Source organism: Pseudomonas sp. TYF_14, assembly GCF_043105275.1.
GTDB classification, from domain to species: domain Bacteria; phylum Pseudomonadota; class Gammaproteobacteria; order Pseudomonadales; family Pseudomonadaceae; genus Aquipseudomonas; species Aquipseudomonas alloputida.
Map to the genome: position 1 here is coordinate 35,700 of NZ_JBICLK010000037.1, position 17,415 is coordinate 53,114.

At 61.3% G+C, this 17,415-nt stretch carries 16 protein-coding genes; 12 read left to right on the forward strand and 4 right to left on the reverse strand.

The window, feature by feature from the left end; genetic code table 11:
* Positions 1 to 31: 31 nt before the first annotated feature.
* The gene (locus ACF8O8_RS12485; protein WP_010951520.1) at positions 32 to 319 is read right to left on the reverse strand and encodes a DUF2782 domain-containing protein; all 288 of its coding nucleotides are present in this window, start codon (positions 317 to 319) and stop codon (positions 32 to 34) included.
* Between the two features lie 75 nt (positions 320 to 394).
* Between ACF8O8_RS12485 and polA the strand changes: the two genes are divergently transcribed.
* The gene (gene polA, locus ACF8O8_RS12490; RefSeq protein WP_350298396.1) at positions 395 to 3,142 is read left to right on the forward strand and encodes a DNA polymerase I; all 2,748 of its coding nucleotides are present in this window, start codon (positions 395 to 397) and stop codon (positions 3,140 to 3,142) included.
* 370 nt (positions 3,143 to 3,512) lie between these two features.
* Here polA and yihA read toward each other — a convergent pair whose 3' ends face one another.
* Positions 3,513 to 4,145 carry a ribosome biogenesis GTP-binding protein YihA/YsxC gene (gene yihA / locus ACF8O8_RS12495; RefSeq protein WP_010951522.1) on the reverse strand — a complete coding sequence of 211 codons (633 nt, stop codon included), beginning with the start codon at positions 4,143 to 4,145 and terminating at the stop codon, positions 3,513 to 3,515.
* 201 nt (positions 4,146 to 4,346) lie between these two features.
* Here yihA and ACF8O8_RS12500 point away from each other — a divergent pair, with 201 nt between their 5' ends.
* The 7 genes from ACF8O8_RS12500 to ACF8O8_RS12530 all read left to right on the forward strand — a co-directional run bounded on the left by ACF8O8_RS12500 (position 4,347) and on the right by ACF8O8_RS12530 (position 11,579).
* Positions 4,347 to 4,649: a cytochrome c5 family protein gene (locus ACF8O8_RS12500; RefSeq protein ID WP_003252992.1), complete on the forward strand. Its 303-nt coding sequence runs from the start codon at positions 4,347 to 4,349 to the stop codon at positions 4,647 to 4,649.
* Between the two features lie 31 nt (positions 4,650 to 4,680).
* Positions 4,681 to 5,298: a cytochrome c gene (locus tag ACF8O8_RS12505; RefSeq protein WP_003252989.1), complete on the forward strand. Its 618-nt coding sequence runs from the start codon at positions 4,681 to 4,683 to the stop codon at positions 5,296 to 5,298.
* Positions 5,299 to 5,449: 151 nt separating this feature from the next.
* Positions 5,450 to 6,082 carry a thiol:disulfide interchange protein DsbA gene (gene dsbA / locus ACF8O8_RS12510; protein ID WP_010951523.1) on the forward strand — a complete coding sequence of 211 codons (633 nt, stop codon included), beginning with the start codon at positions 5,450 to 5,452 and terminating at the stop codon, positions 6,080 to 6,082.
* Positions 6,083 to 6,094: 12 nt separating this feature from the next.
* Positions 6,095 to 6,949 (forward strand): endonuclease/exonuclease/phosphatase family protein, encoded by an 855-nt coding sequence (locus ACF8O8_RS12515; protein WP_003252985.1) that lies wholly within the window; start codon positions 6,095 to 6,097, stop codon positions 6,947 to 6,949.
* Positions 6,950 to 6,976: 27 nt separating this feature from the next.
* Positions 6,977 to 8,914 carry a GGDEF domain-containing protein gene (locus tag ACF8O8_RS12520; RefSeq protein WP_010951524.1) on the forward strand — a complete coding sequence of 646 codons (1,938 nt, stop codon included), beginning with the start codon at positions 6,977 to 6,979 and terminating at the stop codon, positions 8,912 to 8,914.
* A 73-nt stretch (positions 8,915 to 8,987) separates the two neighbouring features.
* Positions 8,988 to 9,776, forward strand: a complete 789-nt coding sequence (locus tag ACF8O8_RS12525; RefSeq protein WP_104960550.1) for an N-acetylmuramoyl-L-alanine amidase — start codon at positions 8,988 to 8,990, stop codon at positions 9,774 to 9,776.
* Between the two features lie 204 nt (positions 9,777 to 9,980).
* The gene (locus tag ACF8O8_RS12530) at positions 9,981 to 11,579 is read left to right on the forward strand and encodes an EAL domain-containing protein (RefSeq protein ID WP_019437393.1); all 1,599 of its coding nucleotides are present in this window, start codon (positions 9,981 to 9,983) and stop codon (positions 11,577 to 11,579) included.
* A 14-nt stretch (positions 11,580 to 11,593) separates the two neighbouring features.
* On the opposite strand, the gene ACF8O8_RS12535 is transcribed toward ACF8O8_RS12530, so the two are convergent.
* Both ACF8O8_RS12535 and algB read right to left on the reverse strand, forming a co-directional pair.
* The gene (locus ACF8O8_RS12535; protein ID WP_392509775.1) at positions 11,594 to 13,375 is read right to left on the reverse strand and encodes a KinB sensor domain-containing domain; all 1,782 of its coding nucleotides are present in this window, start codon (positions 13,373 to 13,375) and stop codon (positions 11,594 to 11,596) included.
* A complete protein-coding gene (gene algB / locus ACF8O8_RS12540) occupies positions 13,372 to 14,718 on the reverse strand; it encodes a sigma-54-dependent response regulator transcription factor AlgB (protein WP_010951528.1) in 1,347 nt (448 codons plus the stop codon). The genes ACF8O8_RS12535 and algB overlap by 4 nt, the downstream gene beginning before the upstream one ends.
* Positions 14,719 to 14,928: 210 nt before the next feature.
* On the opposite strand from algB, the gene ACF8O8_RS12545 reads away from it, so the two are divergent.
* The 4 genes from ACF8O8_RS12545 to ACF8O8_RS12560 all read left to right on the forward strand — a co-directional run bounded on the left by ACF8O8_RS12545 (position 14,929) and on the right by ACF8O8_RS12560 (position 16,893).
* A complete protein-coding gene (locus tag ACF8O8_RS12545; protein WP_010951529.1) occupies positions 14,929 to 15,750 on the forward strand; it encodes a BON domain-containing protein in 822 nt (273 codons plus the stop codon).
* A 174-nt stretch (positions 15,751 to 15,924) separates the two neighbouring features.
* The gene (locus ACF8O8_RS12550; protein WP_049588414.1) at positions 15,925 to 16,215 is read left to right on the forward strand and encodes a hypothetical protein; all 291 of its coding nucleotides are present in this window, start codon (positions 15,925 to 15,927) and stop codon (positions 16,213 to 16,215) included.
* Between the two features lie 43 nt (positions 16,216 to 16,258).
* A complete protein-coding gene (locus tag ACF8O8_RS12555) occupies positions 16,259 to 16,420 on the forward strand; it encodes a DUF1328 domain-containing protein (RefSeq protein ID WP_003252966.1) in 162 nt (53 codons plus the stop codon).
* 2 nt (positions 16,421 to 16,422) lie between these two features.
* Entirely contained in the window at positions 16,423 to 16,893 is a 471-nt protein-coding gene (locus ACF8O8_RS12560) for an inhibitor of vertebrate lysozyme family protein (protein ID WP_010951530.1), read from the forward strand.
* The last annotated feature ends 522 nt before the right edge of the window (positions 16,894 to 17,415 follow it).

Genomic DNA, 17,415 nt, shown 5'->3' on the forward strand with positions numbered 1-17,415 from the left:
TGCCGGGTTGATGTGAACGGTGCGCGTCAGCTTACCACTCGAAGATCTTCCAGGACGGAATCAGCATGTCCGGCTGGTCGGATCGAATGAAATTGGCATCAGTGCCATCAGCGCGTACCAGAAAATAAGGCTTGCCGTTTTTCGGCGTGATCTTGATCGCATACAGGAAGCCGTTCTGCCGGTATTCCTGGATGGTTTTATCGCCTTCCGTGCGAATGGTCACCTCGGGATCGGCCGAGGGGGCGTCGTCCGCCGCCAGGGTGACGACAGGCATGGTTGCCAACAGGCCGAGCAGTAACAGGCGATTGAGTGTGCGCATGATAACCTAGTCCCTTTGTCGTCAATGATTCTGGCTATTCTAGCGCCGGACCCGTCGAAAAGGTTGATTCTGCTCATGAGCCAAGCGCCCCTCGTCCTGGTGGACGGTTCCTCCTACCTTTATCGCGCCTTCCACGCGCTGCCACCGCTGACCACGTCCAAGGGCATGCCGACCGGCGCGGTGAAGGGTGTGCTGAACATGCTCAAGAGCCTGCGCAAGCAATACCCCGACAGCCTCTTCGCCGTGGTGTTCGACGCCAAGGGCGGCACTTTCCGCGATGCCATGTTCGCCGAGTACAAGGCCAACCGCCCCAGCATGCCGGATGACCTGCGGGTCCAGATCGAGCCGCTGCACGCCAGCGTCAAGGCGCTGGGCTACCCGCTGCTGTGCGTGGAGGGCGTCGAGGCTGACGACGTGATCGGCACCCTGGCGCGCAGCAGCGCCGCCCTGGATCGCCCGGTGATCATCTCGACCGGTGACAAGGACATGGCGCAGCTGGTGGACGGTCACATTACCTTGGTCAACACCATGACCGGAAGCGTGCTGGACGTGGCTGGCGTGCACGAGAAATTCGGCGTCGGCCCGGAACACATTATCGACTTCCTGGCCCTGATGGGTGACAAGGTCGACAACATCCCCGGCGTGCCGGGCGTGGGCGAAAAAACGGCGGTGGGGCTGTTGACCGGCATCGGCGGCGGTCTCAGCGACCTTTACGCCAACCTGGACAAAGTGCCAGCGCTGGCCATTCGCGGCGCCAAGACCTTGCCGGCCAAGCTGGAGGAGCACCGCGACGCGGCATTCCTGTCCTACGAACTGGCCACCATCAAGGTTGACGTGCCGCTGGATGTGGAGGTCGAGGCGCTGGTGTGCGGTGAACCTGACCGCGAGGCGCTGCTGGCGTTGTACACCGAGATGGAGTTCAAGAGCTGGGTCGCCGAATTGCAGCGCGATGCGGCCAAGGCCGGTGACGATGTTGCCCCGGCCGTGGAGCCTGCGGTCAAGGTCGAGGCCAAATACGAAACCATTCTCGACCAGGCCCGTTTCGACGCCTGGCTGGAGAAGCTGCGCCAGGCACCGCTGTTTGCCTTCGACACCGAGACCACCGGCCTGGACGCCCAGCAGGCGCAGTTGGTCGGCCTGTCCTTCGCAGTCGAGCCGCATGAAGCGGCCTATGTGCCGCTGGCCCACGATTACGAAGGCGCGCCGGTCCAGCTGGACCGCGAGGCCGTGCTGCTGGCGCTGAAACCACTGCTGGAGGACCCGGCCAAGGCCAAGGTCGGGCAGAACGCCAAGTACGACATCAACATCCTCGCCAATGGCTCCCCCGCCATCGAGATGCGCGGTGTGGCCTACGACACCATGCTCGAGTCGTACGTGCTGAACTCCACCGCCACCCGTCATGACATGGACAGCCTGGCGCAGAAGTACCTCGACCACACCACGATCGCCTTCGAGGACATCGCCGGCAAGGGTGCCAAGCAGCTTACCTTCAACCAGATCAACCTGGACAAGGCCGGCCCCTACGCCGCCGAGGACGCCGACATCACCCTGCGCCTGCACCATGCATTGCAGGCCCGCCTGGCACAGACGCCGAGCGTGCAACCGGTGCTGATGGATATCGAGATGCCGCTGGTGCCGGTGCTGGCCAGGATCGAGCGCCAGGGTGCACTGGTCGATGCCGAGCTGTTGAAAGTACAGAGCGGTGAGCTGGGCGTGAAGATGGCTGAGCTGGAGCTGCGTGCCTACGAGCTCGCCGGTGAGACATTCAACCTCGGCTCGCCCAAGCAGCTGGGCACGATCCTTTACGACAAGCTGGGCATGCCGGTGTTGAGCAAGACCGCCAAGGGCCAGCCATCCACCGCCGAAGCAGTGCTCGACGAACTGGCCTTGCAAGGCTACCCGCTGCCAGAGGTGCTGATGCAGTACCGCAGCCTGAGCAAGCTCAAGAGCACCTACACCGACAAGTTACCGGGGCAGATCAACCCGCGCACCGGGCGTATCCACACGTCCTACCAGCAGGCCGTGGCGGCCACCGGCCGGTTGTCGTCGAGCGACCCGAACTTGCAGAACATCCCGATCCGCACCGCTGAAGGGCGGCGTATCCGCCAGGCGTTCATCGCCAGTCCGGGTTACAAGCTTCTGGCGGCGGACTATTCACAGATCGAGCTGCGTATCATGGCCCACCTGGCCAAGGACGAAGGCTTGCTGCATGCCTTCCGCAATGACCTGGACGTGCACCGCGCCACAGCAGCCGAAGTGTTCGGTGTGGCCCTGGAAGACGTGACCACCGACCAGCGCCGCAGCGCCAAGGCCATCAACTTCGGCCTGATCTACGGCATGAGCGCCTTTGGCCTGGCCAAGCAGATTGGCGTCGACCGCAAGCAGTCACAGGACTACATCGACCGCTACTTTGCCCGCTACCCGGGCGTGCTGGCCTATATGGAGCGCACCCGCGCCCAGGCGGCCGAGCAAGGCTTTGTCGAAACCCTGTTTGGCCGCCGGCTGTACTTGCCAGACATCAATGCCAAGAACCCTGCCCTGCGCAAGGGCGCCGAGCGCACGGCGATCAACGCCCCGATGCAGGGTACTGCTGCCGACATCATCAAGCGTGCCATGGTCAAGGTAGATAACTGGTTGAGCGAGAGCGGGCTGGATGCCCGGGTGATCCTGCAGGTGCACGACGAACTGGTGCTTGAAGTACGCGAGGACCTGGTGCAGCAGGTGAAAGATGAAATTCGCCAGCACATGAGCCAGGCCGCGCAGCTGGATGTGCCGCTGCTTGTCGAAGCAGGCGTTGGTGCGAATTGGGACGAAGCTCACTGATTGAGCAGGTAAAACTGTGTAGGATCTGCGACGTAGTGACGCGGATCCGTGCACCGCTCAGTGCCGGGGGTGCTTAAGTTTCATGAAACTATCGCAAATAGTTTTATGGGCTTCGGAACTAAACCGGTGAAGCGGAACTCAGAGTAACTGAATGGCTGGTGAAGCCCTTCGATGCTCCTATGTTGTGTTAAGTGTTGGCAGATATCTGGACCCCGCCCTAGCGGTCCGGACTTGGACCCCGAACTTCCCCCTCCCCATACGAAGTCCGGGGTTTTTTTTGCCCGGAATTTGCCGGGAGCGGGTTTACTCGCGAATGCGATGTCGAATACACCGCCGCATTCGCGGGTAAACCCGGGTCAGGCGCAAACCACTAAACGACCGGCTTGTCTTCCAGTTCCATCCAGTCCGCCAGCACACGGTAGGCGTCTTCCACGCCCAGGCGCTTGGGTGCCGAGAACAGCTGGATGGTCACGCCATCCCCCCAGCCCTTGCGGATTTCCGACTGCACTTTCAGCAATGTGTTCTTGCCGGCGCCGTGGGTCAGCTTGTCGGCCTTGGTCAGCAGGATGTGCATCGGCATGCTGCTGGCCTTGGCCCAGTCGAGCATCATCTTGTCGAAGTCGGTCATCGGGTGACGCACGTCCATCATCAGGATCACGCCACGCAGGCACTCACGGCTGCCCAGGTAGGCTTCCAGGTGTTTCTGCCAGTGCTGCTTGAGCGGAATCGGGACTTTTGCATAACCATAGCCCGGCAGGTCGACCAAACGCCGTTCATCGTCCAGACTGAAGAAATTCAACAGCTGGGTGCGCCCGGGAGTCTTCGAGGTACGCGCCAGGCTGGCATGGGTCAGGGTATTGAGGGCGCTGGATTTGCCGGCGTTGGAACGGCCGGCAAAAGCCACCTCGTAACCCTGGTCGTCCGGGCATTGTTCGACCTTGGCTGCGCTGAGGGCGAATTTGGCTTTCTGGCAGAGGCCGAGGATGGGGTTCTTGACTTGCATGGGATATCCGATGTGGGTGTTGCCTGACTTTGTAGAGCCAAGCCTGGCAAGCGGTGTCGTTTCCGTTTGGATGGCGGAAGTATATAATGCCCCAGTTTTTGTGTGCTCATTCTCCCAGCGAAGGAGAACGGGCATGGGGTGTCGAACAATAGCTCGCGCAACAGAACGCAGCGCGGCCCCCAACCCTGAAGGTCGTTCCGCATGGCGAAATGGCTGCTTGCTGTCGGTATGTTCCTGCCGTTTTTCAGCGCACAGGCTACACAGGATCCCGAGGTGTTGTACAACCGCACGTGTGCGGCCTGTCACACCGGGCAGTTGCCACAGGCACCCAGACGGGGTGACCGGGCAGCATGGGAGCCAAGGCTGGCGCAAGGCATGGATGTACTGGTGAAGCACGTGACCCAGGGTTTCAAGGCTATGCCGCCGCGTGGATTGTGCATGGACTGCAGTGCCGAGGACTACCGTTTGGTCATCCTTTGGATGAGCGGCAGTCCCGATACATAACATTTCACCCTTAGCCGTGTTGGATTAGCTGATGAACAAACTAGTCGTGAGTCTGCTGTTGACCTTGGGTGTCGCTGGTGCGGCCACTGCTGCGCAACCTATCAAAGGCGATGCCGCCGCTGGCCAGGCCAAGACCGCCGTGTGTGGCGCCTGCCACAATCCCGACGGCAACAGCCTGGCACCGAACTTCCCGAAACTGGCCGGCCAAGGCCAGCGCTATCTCGAAAAACAACTTCACGATATCAAGTCGGGCAAGCGTACCGTGCTGGAAATGACCGGCATGCTGGCCGCATTCAGCGACCAGGATCTGGCCGATATCGCCGCCTACTTCTCCAGCCAAAAAGGCAGCGTGGGGGCCGCCGATCCCAAGCTGGTCGAGCGCGGCCGCGCGTTGTTCAATGGCGGCGACCTGGAAAAGGGCATGCCGGCCTGCACTGGCTGCCACTCGCCCAACGGCGCGGGCATCGCCCTGGCCGGCTTCCCGCACCTGGGCGGGCAACACTCGCAGTACGTGGCCAAGCAGCTCACTGACTTCCGCGAAGGCAACCGCACCAACGATGGCGATGCCATGACCATGCGCACCATCGCTGGCAAGCTGAGCAACCATGACATCGAAGCGTTGGCCAGCTACATCCAGGGCCTGCATTAACTTTCGGTTAATGTTGTAGGTCAATGATGAAAGGGCGGCCGGGCTGCCCTTTTTTCCGTCCGCAGCCGTTACACTACAGAACTCGAGCCCTTCCCGGCCTGTCTCAGTGCAGGTCGCGTCGTGGCGACCCATGACTGCTCAGGAGTAAAGCATGCGTAAACTGATTCTCAGCGCTGCGCTGGTCGCCGCCAGCGTATTCGGTATGACTGCCGTTCAGGCTGCCGAGCCTGTCGCCGGCAAGGAATACATCGAGCTGAGCAACCCTGTTCCGGTTTCCGTGCCTGGCAAGATCGAAGTCGTCGAGCTGTTCTGGTACGGCTGCCCACACTGCTACCACTTCGAGCCGACCATCAACCCTTGGGCTGAAAAGCTGCCGAAGGACGTCAACTTCAAGCGCGTACCGGCCATGTTCGGTGGCCCGTGGGATGCACACGGCCAGATGTTCCTGACCCTCGAAGCCATGGGCGTCGAGCACAAGGTTCATGCTGCGGTGTTCGATGCCATCCAGAACCAGCACAAGCGTCTGACCGACAAGAACGAGATGGCCGACTTCCTCGCCACTCAAGGTGTGGACAAGGACAAGTTCCTCGCCACCTTCGACTCGTTCGCCATCAAGGGCCAGGTCAAACAGGCCAAGGAATTGGCGAAGAAGTATGAGATCACCGGCGTACCGAGCCTGGTCGTCAACGGCAAGTACCGCTTCGACCTGGGGACTGCCGGCGGACCGGAAGGCGTGCTGAATGTCGCCGACCAGCTGATCGACAAGGAGCGCGCTGCCAAGTAGGCGGCGTCACCCATGCCCCGCTTCAGAGCTACGCGTGGCATTGGCCTGCACGAGCCGCAGGTCAACGAGCATCACCTGCAGGCCCCGGGCCTGCCCGAGGATGGCCGTCTGCGGCTGCTCAGTTTCAACATCCAGGTGGGCATCAGCACCGAGCGCTACCGCCATTACCTGACGCGTAGCTGGCAGCACCTGCTGCCGCATAACGGGCGTGCCGGTAACCTGCAGAAGATCGGCAGGCTGCTGGGCGACTTCGACCTGGTGGCCCTGCAGGAAGCCGATGGTGGCAGCCTGCGCTCGGGCTACGTCAACCAGGTCGAACACCTGGCCCACTTGGGGGCCTTCCCCTACTGGTACCAGCAGCTCAACCGCAACCTTGGGCGTTTTGCCCAGCATAGCAACGGTGTGCTCAGCCGCCTGAAGCCGCAACTGCTCGAAGACCATCCGTTGCCTGGCCCGGCCGGGCGTGGCGCGATTCTGGTGCGGTTTGGCGAAGGCGAAGATGCGCTGATAGTGGTGATGATGCACCTGGCATTGGGGGCCAAGACCCGGGCCCTGCAGCTGGGTTATATCCGCGAGCTGATAGGCGGTTACCGTCACCAGGTGCTGATGGGTGACATGAACACCCATGCCACTGACCTGCTGGAGCATTCGCCGCTACGCGATTTGGGCCTGGTCGCCCCACAAGTCGAGGCCACCTTCCCCAGCTGGCGACCGCAGCGTTGCCTCGATCATATTCTGCTCAGTTCAAGCCTCACGCTGGAGCGTGTCGAGGTGCTGGCGCAGCCAATTTCGGACCACCTTCCCGTTGCTGTCGAGATTCGATTGCCTGATGCATTGACTGTGGATACGCTGCCGGTTTTGAGCTAATTGCCATCACCGTTTGCGGACCCGGGCATGACTGAAGACGCTGAGCGCTGGAAAGAAAAATACCTTAAAAGCATCGAGCAGCAAGAAAAGCTCGAGCGCCGTTGGGATGCCCGTCTTGACCTGTTGCGCCGAGGCCTGGTGCGCAGCACCCTGGCTGCTGAAGGCAGTGACAAGGTGGTAGACGAGTGCATGAAGGAAATGCGCGATGTCATTCGCAGCGACAACATGGACGCCGGCCTCGCTGGCTTGATTCCGCGCCTTGAGAAAGCGGTACTGGATTCCGAACAGCGTCGCGAAACCCGCATGAACCAGGTCAGCGATGCGCTGACCGCACTGGTTGGCCAACTGCAAGGCCTGCCCCTGCCCAGCGATATCTCGCGGCCATTGAAAAAACTGGCGAAGAAGCTCGAGGGCGGGGTTGCCCAGTCACGCGAGCTGCCGCCGCTGTTGGGCGAGTTGAGCGGCTTGCAGGGGCGCGCGCTGTCGGCCCTTGGCAAGCCGAGTGAAGAAGCCCGACCCGGTTTTCTGCAGCGGTTGTTTGGAAGCCGCGAGGAAGATGCACAGGCAGGAGCAGAGCTTGCGCCGGTAGCGTTACCTGCTGCCGAGGTTGTACCCCAGGCAGCCGGCAGTGCCGAGCCCTCGCGGCACGATGACGTCGATGCGCTACAACCGTTGCCGGCCCCTGCTGTTCCGACTGCCGAGGTGGCCGAAGCGCCCGAGCTTGAGCTGGAGGCATTTGGCCCGGCGCTGATCGAAACGGCCGAAATGCCGCCAGCCCCGTTGCCAAGGGACAAGACGCCATTGCCGGAAGCTGAAGTTTCCGCCAGCGAGTCGTTGGCTGAGGCAGAACCCTTACAAGCTCTTGAAGAAACCTTTGGTGAAGACGGCCCCTATGCCCTGCCCTACGCAGTGGAGCCGCCTTACAGCCAGGTTGCCGCGCACATCGAGCAGACCCTGATCGGTCTGCTCGATGACCTTAGCCTGCCCGAGCGACACAAGGCTCAGGCGCAGGAAATGCGCGAGCGGGTTGCTCGCGGCTTGAACTGGTATGAACTGATCCCGGTGCTGGATGACTTGGCAGTACTCATGCTGGCGATCACCGACAGCGGGCAGCACGAATTCGAAACCTACCTGCAGCAGCTCAATGAACGCCTGGAAGGTTTCCAGAGCCACCTGCACGAGGCCAGCGCCGGCCACGCGGACAACAGCACCGCTGCCCGCGAGCTGGATAGCCAACTGCGTGAGCACGTCGACGGCCTGCAGAGCAGCGTGCAAGGTGCCGCCGATGTAGACAGCCTCAAGCACATTCTGGAAAACCGCCTGGAAGGCTTGCTGGTGACGATGGACGAGCACAAGCACGAGCGTGATCGCCGCGAGCAGGAACTGGCCGGTCGCCTGCAAGGCTTGTCGGAGCGGGTGGCGAGCATGGAGCATGAGGCGCTTGGCTATCGCGAGCACCTGGAAGAACAGCGCCAGAAAGCCCTGCTGGACCCGCTCACCGGCCTGCCCAACCGTGCGGCCTGGAGCGAGCGAGTCGAACGCGAAATGCTTGACTGGCAGGAAAACGGCGGCCATCTGGCGATGGCGATTCTTGATCTGGACCATTTCAAACGCATCAACGACAACTATGGTCATCTGGCTGGGGACAAGGTCCTCAAGATCGTGGCCGACCAGTTGCGCAAGCGTCTGCGGGGCCGTGATTTCATCGCCCGTTTTGGCGGCGAGGAATTCGTCATGCTGCTGCCGCAGACTACGCCCGCAGTCGCTGCGCAAGTGGCCGAGGTGTTGCGTGCCACAGTCGAAGCCTGCCCATTCCACTTCAAGGGAGAACGGGTGGTGATCACCACCTCCATCGGCCTGGGTGCATTCCGTTCTGGCGAACGCAGCGACCAGGTGCTCAAAAGGGCCGATGCAGCGCTGTACCGGGCAAAGGAGCTGGGGCGTAATCGCGTCGAGCATGGTTAGCCAGCCGCTGTCCGGCAGGCACAGCGCAGGTGAGCACGTTATACTGTAGCGCTCATACGCTGAGGCCACTGACGTGCTTTCCACGCTTAAAAAAACCCTGATTTCCTTTTTGCTGTTGTCTGTCGCCGGTTGCTCGACGGGCCTGCGCATCGACCGCAGTCACCCTTCGGCCAATCAGGACAACCGCATCCAGTTCGTTGTCCTGCATTACACCAATGCTTCGCTGGAGCGCTCGCTGGCGCTGCTTACCCATGGTGAAGTCAGCAGCCATTACCTGATCGGCGATGGCCCGGCTACGGTGTATCAGCTGGTAGATGAAAACCGTCGCGCCTGGCATGCCGGTGAGAGCCAGTGGCAGGGGCGCACCTGGCTGAACTCCTCGTCCATTGGTATCGAGATCGTCAACCCGGGCTTCACCGACACCCCGAACGGCCGGGTCTGGCACCCTTACAGCGAGGCGCAGGTCCAGGCGCTGATCGCGCTGCTCAAGGACATTGTCAAACGCAACAACATCGAACCACGCCATATCATCGGCCATAGTGACATCGCCCCGCTGCGCAAGCTGGACCCGGGGCCATTGTTCCCGTGGAAGCGCCTGGCCGACGCCGGGCTGGGTATCTGGCCGGATGCCAACGCGGTGGCACGGCAGCAAGCCTACTTCAGCGTCAACCCGCCAAGCGTTGGCTGGTACCAGCAGGAGCTGGCACGGTTTGGCTATCAGATCGAGCAGACCGGCGTGCTGGATGTCGCCACACGTCATGTGATCGCCGCCTTCCAGATGCGCTTCCGCCCGCAGCGCTTCGACGGCATGCCGGATGCGCAGACAGCAGCGATGCTGCAGGTACTTAACCGCATGCGTTGAGTCACGGCGGGCGGGGTCCTTGTTGCAAAGCCTTGCGCTGCGAAGAGGCGAGTTGGGTCGACGCAGTTGTATCGACTTAACGGTCGCATCGCAGCCACAAGGCTGTTTCTACAAAGCGCGTGGGTGGATTGCAGTGAAGCGCCAAACGGTGAGGGTGATTATTGATTCCGTTGCTATACCTTGGTTATCAACTGGATGCCTTCGATGTCAGCCTTCATCGCCTTGCTGCGCCAAATTTTTTACCGTCCCTGGATGCTGGCCACTTTGGCAGCGCTGGCCAGCGCCGCGGTGTTGCTCTCTGCCAGCATCGGCATTGCCCTGCAACAAATGAAACAAAGCGAAAGCGAACAGATGAATGCCCAGGGCGAGCGTTTTCTGGAACGGCTCGAACAGGTGTTCGGCCAACTGCGCGAAGGGGTCGATCTGCTGCAGGCCCAACCCTTGCGCGGCTGCAGCCCGGCAATGTTGGCAGCCTTGCAGCAGGTTGGCCTGAACTCGCGGTTCATCTATGAAGCGGCTTATGTAGATGGCAATGTTGCCTGCTCCAACCGCGGTGATGAGCGAGCGTTCGTTCCCTTGCGGGCGCCAGATATCCAGGGGCCGACGTACAGCTACTGGCTTAACACCACCACCGAGCCGAACGAGAACCTGGCAGCACTGATGCTGGGTCGGGGCAAGTTTCTGGTGTCCACCTCCCGTGGGCATTTGACTGATGTGGTGGACCTGCCCCCAGGTGGCAGCCTGGTGGTGGTGCTGGACAACGGCGCCCGGGCCATTCCGGTGCTCGGCCCGCCACAGGTATGGCCACCGCCCTCGGCCTGGTCGACCAGCCACAAGTCGCTGCTGGAACTCAGTGATCGGCTGATCTACCGAATGCCGACCAAGTCGCCGGATTACCAGTTGGTGCTGATTGCCCCGAGGGCCAGTCTGCCGTTGAAGATGAACGGCATGCTCTGGTTGCTGTTCCCCGGTAGCGTGCTGGCGGCCTGCTGCATCGGTTGGTTGGTACTGCAGTTGATTCTGCAACGACGGTCGATGAGTTCAGAGTTGCAGAATGCCTTGCGTCGTGGAGAGCTGCAGGTGCTCTACCAGCCAATCATCGAGCTCGACAGCCGGCGCTGTGTGGGCGCCGAGGCCTTGGTGCGCTGGCGCCGCCCGGACGGCACCCTGACCAGCCCGGACCTTTTCATTCCGCTGGCGGAGAATACCGGGCAGATTCGCCAGATCACCGACTTTGTCCTGCAGCGTGTGCTTGAACAGCTCGGACAGCTACTGCGCTCGCACCCCAAGCTATACATATCGATAAACCTGGCGGCCTGCGATGTGATGGTGCCACGTATTGGCCGGGTGGCGGCGCGCTTGCTGGCCTTGCATCGAGTGGCGCCCAGCCAGATTGCCTTCGAGGTGACCGAGCGCGGCCTGATCGACGTGGTGGTCGCCCGTGACAATCTGCAGGCGCTACGTGCCGTGGGGCACCAGGTGTTGATCGACGACTTTGGTACCGGTTATTGCAGCCTGGCCTACCTGCAAACCCTGCCAGTGGACTGCCTGAAAATCGACAAGGCATTCATCGACGCTCTGGGCCACGATGCCGCCAGTAGCGGTGTGGCCCCGCATATCATCCGCATGGCCCATGACTTGCACCTGCGGGTAATTGCCGAAGGAATCGAGTTCGAGGACCAGGCGGTGCTGCTGAACAGCGAGGGGGTCAATTATGGCCAGGGCTGGTTGTTTGCCCGGCCGTTGAACGCCCGGCAGTTTGCCGAGTTGGTGACTCGTGGGCACCTGCCGCGGCGGGTGTAGGCGCGTCGAAGCGATCAGACCGGCAACGCCATGTAGAACTGGGTCCCCTGCCCCGGCCGTGAAAACACGCCCATGCGCCCGCCGTGCAGCTGCACAATTTCCTTGCACAGTGCGAGCCCCAGCCCAGCGCCGCCTTTCTTGCGACCTACCTGCACGAAAGGCTCGAAGATGCGCGCTTGTTGCCCATAGGAAATGCCCTCTCCGTTGTCCTCTACGCTGATGATCACCCGTTCTGCATGCCGTCTGGCATGCAGGCGGATGCGCCCGCCGTTGGCGGTATGGCGGATGGCGTTGTGCAGCAGGTTGTCCAGCACCCGGTCCAACTGGGCGACGTCGGCCTGGATGCGCGGTAGCGGCGGGTCCAGTTCCTTGATCAACTCGATCTGCTTGTGCGCGGCCTGTTCGGCAAAGCGCGATTGCGCGTGGTCCAGCAGGTCGTCGATGGCACAGGGGGCCAGCTCGAGCTTTTGCAAACCGCTCTGATAACGGGAGAAGTTGAGCAGGTCGTTGATCAGTTGGGTAAGACGCTGCATTTCTTCGCCGATGGTTTCCAGCAGGTCGTTCTCGCGGGCTTCGGGCGGGAACTTGACCCGCTCGCGCAGCAGGCCGAAGGCCATGTGCATGCCGGTCACCGGGGTACGCAGTTCGTGGGAGGCACGCAGCACGAATTCGCTGCGCACCCGCTCGAAGGCCCTTTGCTCGGTCACATCGTGCAGCACCATCACCGCGCCGAGGATTGGTCCCTGCGGGTGGCTGACCGGGGTCAGGCTGTAGGTGAGCAGACGTGATTCTTCATCGACCTCCATGTTCAGGTCGTCCGGTGGCCGGTCGAGGCTGCCCCCGCGCAGAACCTGGCGCAGTTGTTGCTCAAGCTCGGGTCGCTGCAGGGCTTCGACCAGGCTGCTGCCCAAGCGGCTGTCGTTCCAGCCCAGCTGGCGCTGCGCCACCGGGTTGAGGTGCTCGAGGCGGCCCTGACGGTCGATGATCAGCAGGCCGTCGTCGATGCTGTCGAGTACCGCCTGTAAACGCTGCTGGCCGGCCAGCAGCTCGTCGACGTTGGTGGCCTGGTGCTTGCGCAAGGCATCGGCCATCAGACCAAAACGGCGGGTCAGCTGGTTAAGCTCGGCGGCCTGGGTAACCGGCAACGTAACGTCGAAATTGCCCTTGCCTAGCTGGTCGGCCGCCTTGGCCAAGGCTTCGATCGGCTGGCCGAAACGCCGGGCGATGTTGTGCGCGGTGATAAACCCCAGTACCAACACCACCAACCCCATCAGGCCGAGTACACCACTGACTAGCAAGGCGCGGTCACGGGTGCGTTCCTCGCTACGGGTAATCAGGTCCAATGCCTGCTTGTGAGAATCGATGAGGTCGGTGCGCACCTGATTGAACGCGGCCCCAAGCGGCTGATCGACACCCATGCTGCGAGCGGGTGTGGCGCTGTCGCGATAGGTCTGGAGGAAGGCCTGGTAGTTGCTGCTGGCCTTGCTGAAACCGGTGCGCTCACCGCCTTGCTCCAGCCCTTGGTTGAGCAGGTCCTGGAAGTTTTCCTGCAGCAGCCGCAGGCTTTCCGGGGCGGTGTCTTCATCGAGAATCAGCATCAGCTGTTCGCCCAGGTTCTGGCGCAACTTCAGCCCCACTTCCAGGGCATGGGTGGTGTCGCGCACCAGTCGCTGTTGCACTGTAGCCATCTGCAGCATGCTGACCAGACCCAGTAGCAGCCCCAGCAACGCCACGGTGACGAGCGTCGAGATGCTGAGGAAAAGCCGCGTACGCAGCTTCATGGGCGGCCATTTCATAGGTTGTACTGCTTGCGCTTGCGGTACAGGGTAGAAGCATCGATGCCCAAGGTCTTGGCGGCTTGGTCGAGGGTATCGCTGGCGGCCAGTACGGCACCGATATGGGCACGCTCCAGCTCATCCAGGCTAAGTGCGGCACCTACGCGCGGGGCACTGCCGGCGGGTTGTTCACCCATGCCCAGGTGGCTGATCTCCACGCGTTCCTGCGGGCAGATGATGCTGGCCCGTTCCACTACGTTGCGCAGTTCACGAATGTTGCCAGGCCAGCGGTAGTTGAGCAGGGCGGTTCGCGCCTCGTCACTGAAACCGCGGGCGGGCCGGGAGTATTCCTTGACGAAACGGGCGAGGAAGCGGTCGGCCAGGATGAGGATGTCTTCACTGCGCTCGCGCAGCGGGGGCAGGTGCAGGGTAATCACGTTCAAGCGATACAGCAGGTCTTCGCGAAAGCGGCTTTCGCGCACCATCTCTTCAAGGTTGAGGTTGGTGGCAGCCAGGATACGTACATCGGCACGCCGGGTAACCGGGTCGCCGACGCGTTCGTATTCCTTGTCCTGGATGAAACGCAACAGTTTGGGCTGCAAGGTCAGCGGGAAATCGCCGATCTCGTCGAGGAATAGCGTGCCCCCGTCAGCCTGGCTGACCCGCCCGAGGGTGCTTTCGCTGGCGCCGGTGAAGGCGCCGCGGGTATGACCGAATAGCTCGCTTTCCATCAGCTCGGCGTTAAGCGACGGGCAGTTGATGGTCACGCAGGCTTTGCGTGCACGCTTGCTCCAACCATGGATGGCCCGTGCCAGCTCGCCCTTGCCGGTACCCGATTCGCCAAGGATGAGGATGTTGGCGTCAGTGATGGCGACTTGGCGGGCGGTTTCAAGCACCGCCATCATGGCCGGGCTATGGGAGTCGAGGCCGTCCTTGGGTTTGCGTATTTCACCTTCCAGCGCTTCCAGGCGTGCAGAAAGCTGGCGCACCTCCAATTGCTTGGCAGTGGCCAGGCGCAACTGGTCGGGGCTGCATGGCTTGACCAAGTAGTCTGCAGCGCCGGCCTGGATTGCGTCTACTGCAGTGTCGATCGCCGAGTGCGCGGTGACGATCACCACCCGCATCCACGGGGCCTGGATACGCATCTGTGCCAGCACGTCGAGGCCGTTGTCTTCACCCAGGCGCAAATCGAGGAAGCATAGGTCGAACACCTGGCGTTGCAGTAGGGTTTCTGCCTGGGCGGCGCTGTTCGCCGTGGCCACGCTGTAGCCCTCGTCTTCCAGGCAGTAGCGGAACGTGCGCAGGATCGCGGACTCGTCATCCACCAGCAGAATTCGGCCTTGGTTGTCCTGGGCTGATTCCATTTCCTGTGCTCCTTAGGGAAAGATCTTTATTTAGTGTGGGAAAAATCGGGCAAGTTGCATGGTCAATTCTGAAGGATTCTGTCCTTTGCATGCTAGCCAGTGGCCAAACGATGTCTACAAGCCGTGATTCTTCAATGATTTGCTTAGAGGCACGCGCTGGCACATTGGTTGCGATGATTTTCAGATTTTGCCCACGAAGGAGGCGCTGTCATGCCCTTTTCCCTGCGTACAGCCGTTTTGGCCGCCACCCTGCTGCCAATCTTTACCCCGGCATTCGCCGACCCTGTGCAGGACGCGCGCCTGGAAGGCGCCCTGCAAACCGCCTTGTCACTGAACCGCATGCTTGATTCATTTCGCATCAAGGTTGAAGTGGACGGCAAGCAGGCGCGGCTTTCCGGTGAGGTGGAGAACGAGGTCGAGCGGCAGCTGGCCGAGGACGTGGCCCGTGCTACCCGGGGCATCGAACAGGTAGAGAACCTGCTGCAGCTCAATGCCCAACTGGTGGAGCGTCCGCAGGAGCTGCGTGCCTACGCCCAGCGCCTGGAGGACGTGACCCTGGCGGCGGTGATCCGTGCTCGGCTGTTGTGGAGCCGTACCACCGAAAAGGCACCTATAGAAGTACAGAGCAGCGAGGGTGTGGTGACGTTGCGTGGCAAGGTCGACAGTGCCGAAGCCAAGGAGTTGGCGGGCGTGGTAGCGCGTACCACCGACGGCGTGTACCTGGTCAACAACCTGGTCAGCCTCGATACCGCCGCCATGGCCAAGGCGCGGGAAACACCGGCGGGCGCGCCAATCGGGCCGCAGCCAAGCGACAGCTGGATCATCGACAAGATCCAGAGCAGTTATCGCTTCAGCCGCAACCTCGATGGCCTGAACCTGAAGGTGGCCAGCGAAGCAGGCATGGTGCGGCTCTCGGGCGAGGTGGTCAGCGCGGAGCAGAAAACCATCGCCGTGGAGATCGCCCGGCAAATCATCGGCGTACGGGGCGTGGATGCTGACCTGCTGAAAGTCGCGACCAAGGTGGAAGGCTGATCGTGCAATTCGCACGACCACACAGGCGTCATCGTGCAGGATACGTCCTCACAGTGTTTTTTAATAATCACTAACTAGTTGATTTATAAGGATTTTATTTAAATCAAAAGGCTGGCATGCAGGCTGCAATTACCTGTTCAGGTTTGAACAAAAAATACAGCAGGAGGAGCCAGCATGAACCGCCAATCCGTCAACCGCTCGCAGAGCGCTGCACTGCCTTTGCGCCAGATGCTGACACTCGGCATGGCGATGCTGCTGACCTTGGCCGCTGGCCTCTTCTATTACAGCTTGCAGACGGCGCGTCTGGCTGAGCAGGTGGCGGCTCAGACTGCCCTGTTGACGCAAATTCAGGCAACTCGTGCCAACACCTTGGTCAAGGCCGCTGACTGGCAGCCCGCTGGCCAGGCCATTGTCTCACCGGCCACTGTGGAAAAAGTTGTTCCCCAGGAGCGCTGGGTTTTCTGACCAGGCGGCCGGATCGATTCCGCAAAAAGAAAGGAGAACTACCATGCTGAGTTGGGCTATCACTTTCCTCATCATCGCCATTGTCGCCGCTGTATTGGGCTTCGGTGGTATCGCGGGCGCTGCTACAGGTATCGCCAAGATCCTGTTCATTGTCTTCCTGGTGTTGTTTGTAGCCTCCTTCTTCTTTGGACGCGGACGAGGTTGAAGATGAGCAGGAAGCTTCGTTCAGCCGTGGTCGCCGCCCTGCTGCTGGGCGGCAGCGCGGCGGCCATGGCGGCCAATGACGGCCAGGTTCGGGTCGACCAACTGCTCGGCTCGGACCCGGAGTACCGGGAAACCTGGCAGGACACCCTCGAAGGCGAGGAACGCCTGCCCGATTGGGTGGTCAATCTGACCGGCAGTTCTCAGCAGCAGATGTCTGCCGTTACTGAGGACGGCGACAAGTATCTGGTCGGCCCGCTGTGCGAAAAACAGGACAATTGCACCTACAAGCGGCTGATCGTGGCGTTCAGCTGGGACAAGGATGATGCCTACGGGATGCTCGTCGAGGTGCCCGAAGGTTTGCCGAGCGACAAGTCGCCCACCCGTCATGCGCAGTACCGCTGGCTGGGCGAACCTGACGACGGCATGAAGGCAATGCTGCAGGAGCAGCTCAAGCGTGACCCGAACTGGTACTGAGCATTTGTTGCCGGTACGGATGAAAGGTCACTCACTGTCACGTAATAGAAGCTGAAGCTTTCTATAGTTCAGCCTTCTATGATGCGCCGCCCCGAGGAGGGGTAGCACATGACCAAGGGGTCGGGCTGCTCTGATTGTTACAGGACCGGAGTGGCCTAGGGGTACAGGGAGTGCCTCCAGTAATGGGCCGGGTCAGGAAAGGCGGAATCGGAAGTCTCAGGTCGGCGGTGTCACAGGGATACCTTGCCAGACCTGACTTCCGAGGAGCCGTGTAGGAAACGTCGCTTCCCTTGCGCGTTTTTTCCCCTGGGACACATTTTGTCTCGACCGTACATCAAATTTTTTTCGACCTTCTTGGTGCTGCTACAAGTGGCATTTCCGCCATTCGGATTGTCGAACAGGCCATCTTTCGTGTCCTATCTGTCCCGCCAAATCTGCCGAAATATGGCGGTTTGGTCTTGTTCGGGATTCCGAATGTTATAAATCAAGCACTTGCGAAGCTGCCGGCTAGGTCGAAAACAG

Bases quoted from the DNA above. Each gene is read 5' to 3' on its own strand.
- ACF8O8_RS12485 (WP_010951520.1), bottom strand. From the start codon at position 319: ATGCGCACACTCAATCGCCTGTTACTGCTCGGCCTGTTGGCAACCATG.
- polA (WP_350298396.1), top strand. From the start codon at position 395: ATGAGCCAAGCGCCCCTCGTCCTGGTGGACGGTTCCTCCTACCTTTAT.
- yihA (WP_010951522.1), bottom strand. From the start codon at position 4,145: ATGCAAGTCAAGAACCCCATCCTCGGCCTCTGCCAGAAAGCCAAATTC.
- ACF8O8_RS12500 (WP_003252992.1), top strand. From the start codon at position 4,347: ATGGCGAAATGGCTGCTTGCTGTCGGTATGTTCCTGCCGTTTTTCAGC.
- ACF8O8_RS12505 (WP_003252989.1), top strand. From the start codon at position 4,681: ATGAACAAACTAGTCGTGAGTCTGCTGTTGACCTTGGGTGTCGCTGGT.
- dsbA (WP_010951523.1), top strand. From the start codon at position 5,450: ATGCGTAAACTGATTCTCAGCGCTGCGCTGGTCGCCGCCAGCGTATTC.
- ACF8O8_RS12515 (WP_003252985.1), top strand. From the start codon at position 6,095: ATGCCCCGCTTCAGAGCTACGCGTGGCATTGGCCTGCACGAGCCGCAG.
- ACF8O8_RS12520 (WP_010951524.1), top strand. From the start codon at position 6,977: ATGACTGAAGACGCTGAGCGCTGGAAAGAAAAATACCTTAAAAGCATC.
- ACF8O8_RS12530 (WP_019437393.1), top strand. From the start codon at position 9,981: ATGTCAGCCTTCATCGCCTTGCTGCGCCAAATTTTTTACCGTCCCTGG.
- ACF8O8_RS12535 (WP_392509775.1), bottom strand. From the start codon at position 13,375: ATGAAATGGCCGCCCATGAAGCTGCGTACGCGGCTTTTCCTCAGCATC.
- algB (WP_010951528.1), bottom strand. From the start codon at position 14,718: ATGGAATCAGCCCAGGACAACCAAGGCCGAATTCTGCTGGTGGATGAC.
- ACF8O8_RS12545 (WP_010951529.1), top strand. From the start codon at position 14,929: ATGCCCTTTTCCCTGCGTACAGCCGTTTTGGCCGCCACCCTGCTGCCA.
- ACF8O8_RS12550 (WP_049588414.1), top strand. From the start codon at position 15,925: ATGAACCGCCAATCCGTCAACCGCTCGCAGAGCGCTGCACTGCCTTTG.
- ACF8O8_RS12555 (WP_003252966.1), top strand. From the start codon at position 16,259: ATGCTGAGTTGGGCTATCACTTTCCTCATCATCGCCATTGTCGCCGCT.
- ACF8O8_RS12560 (WP_010951530.1), top strand. From the start codon at position 16,423: ATGAGCAGGAAGCTTCGTTCAGCCGTGGTCGCCGCCCTGCTGCTGGGC.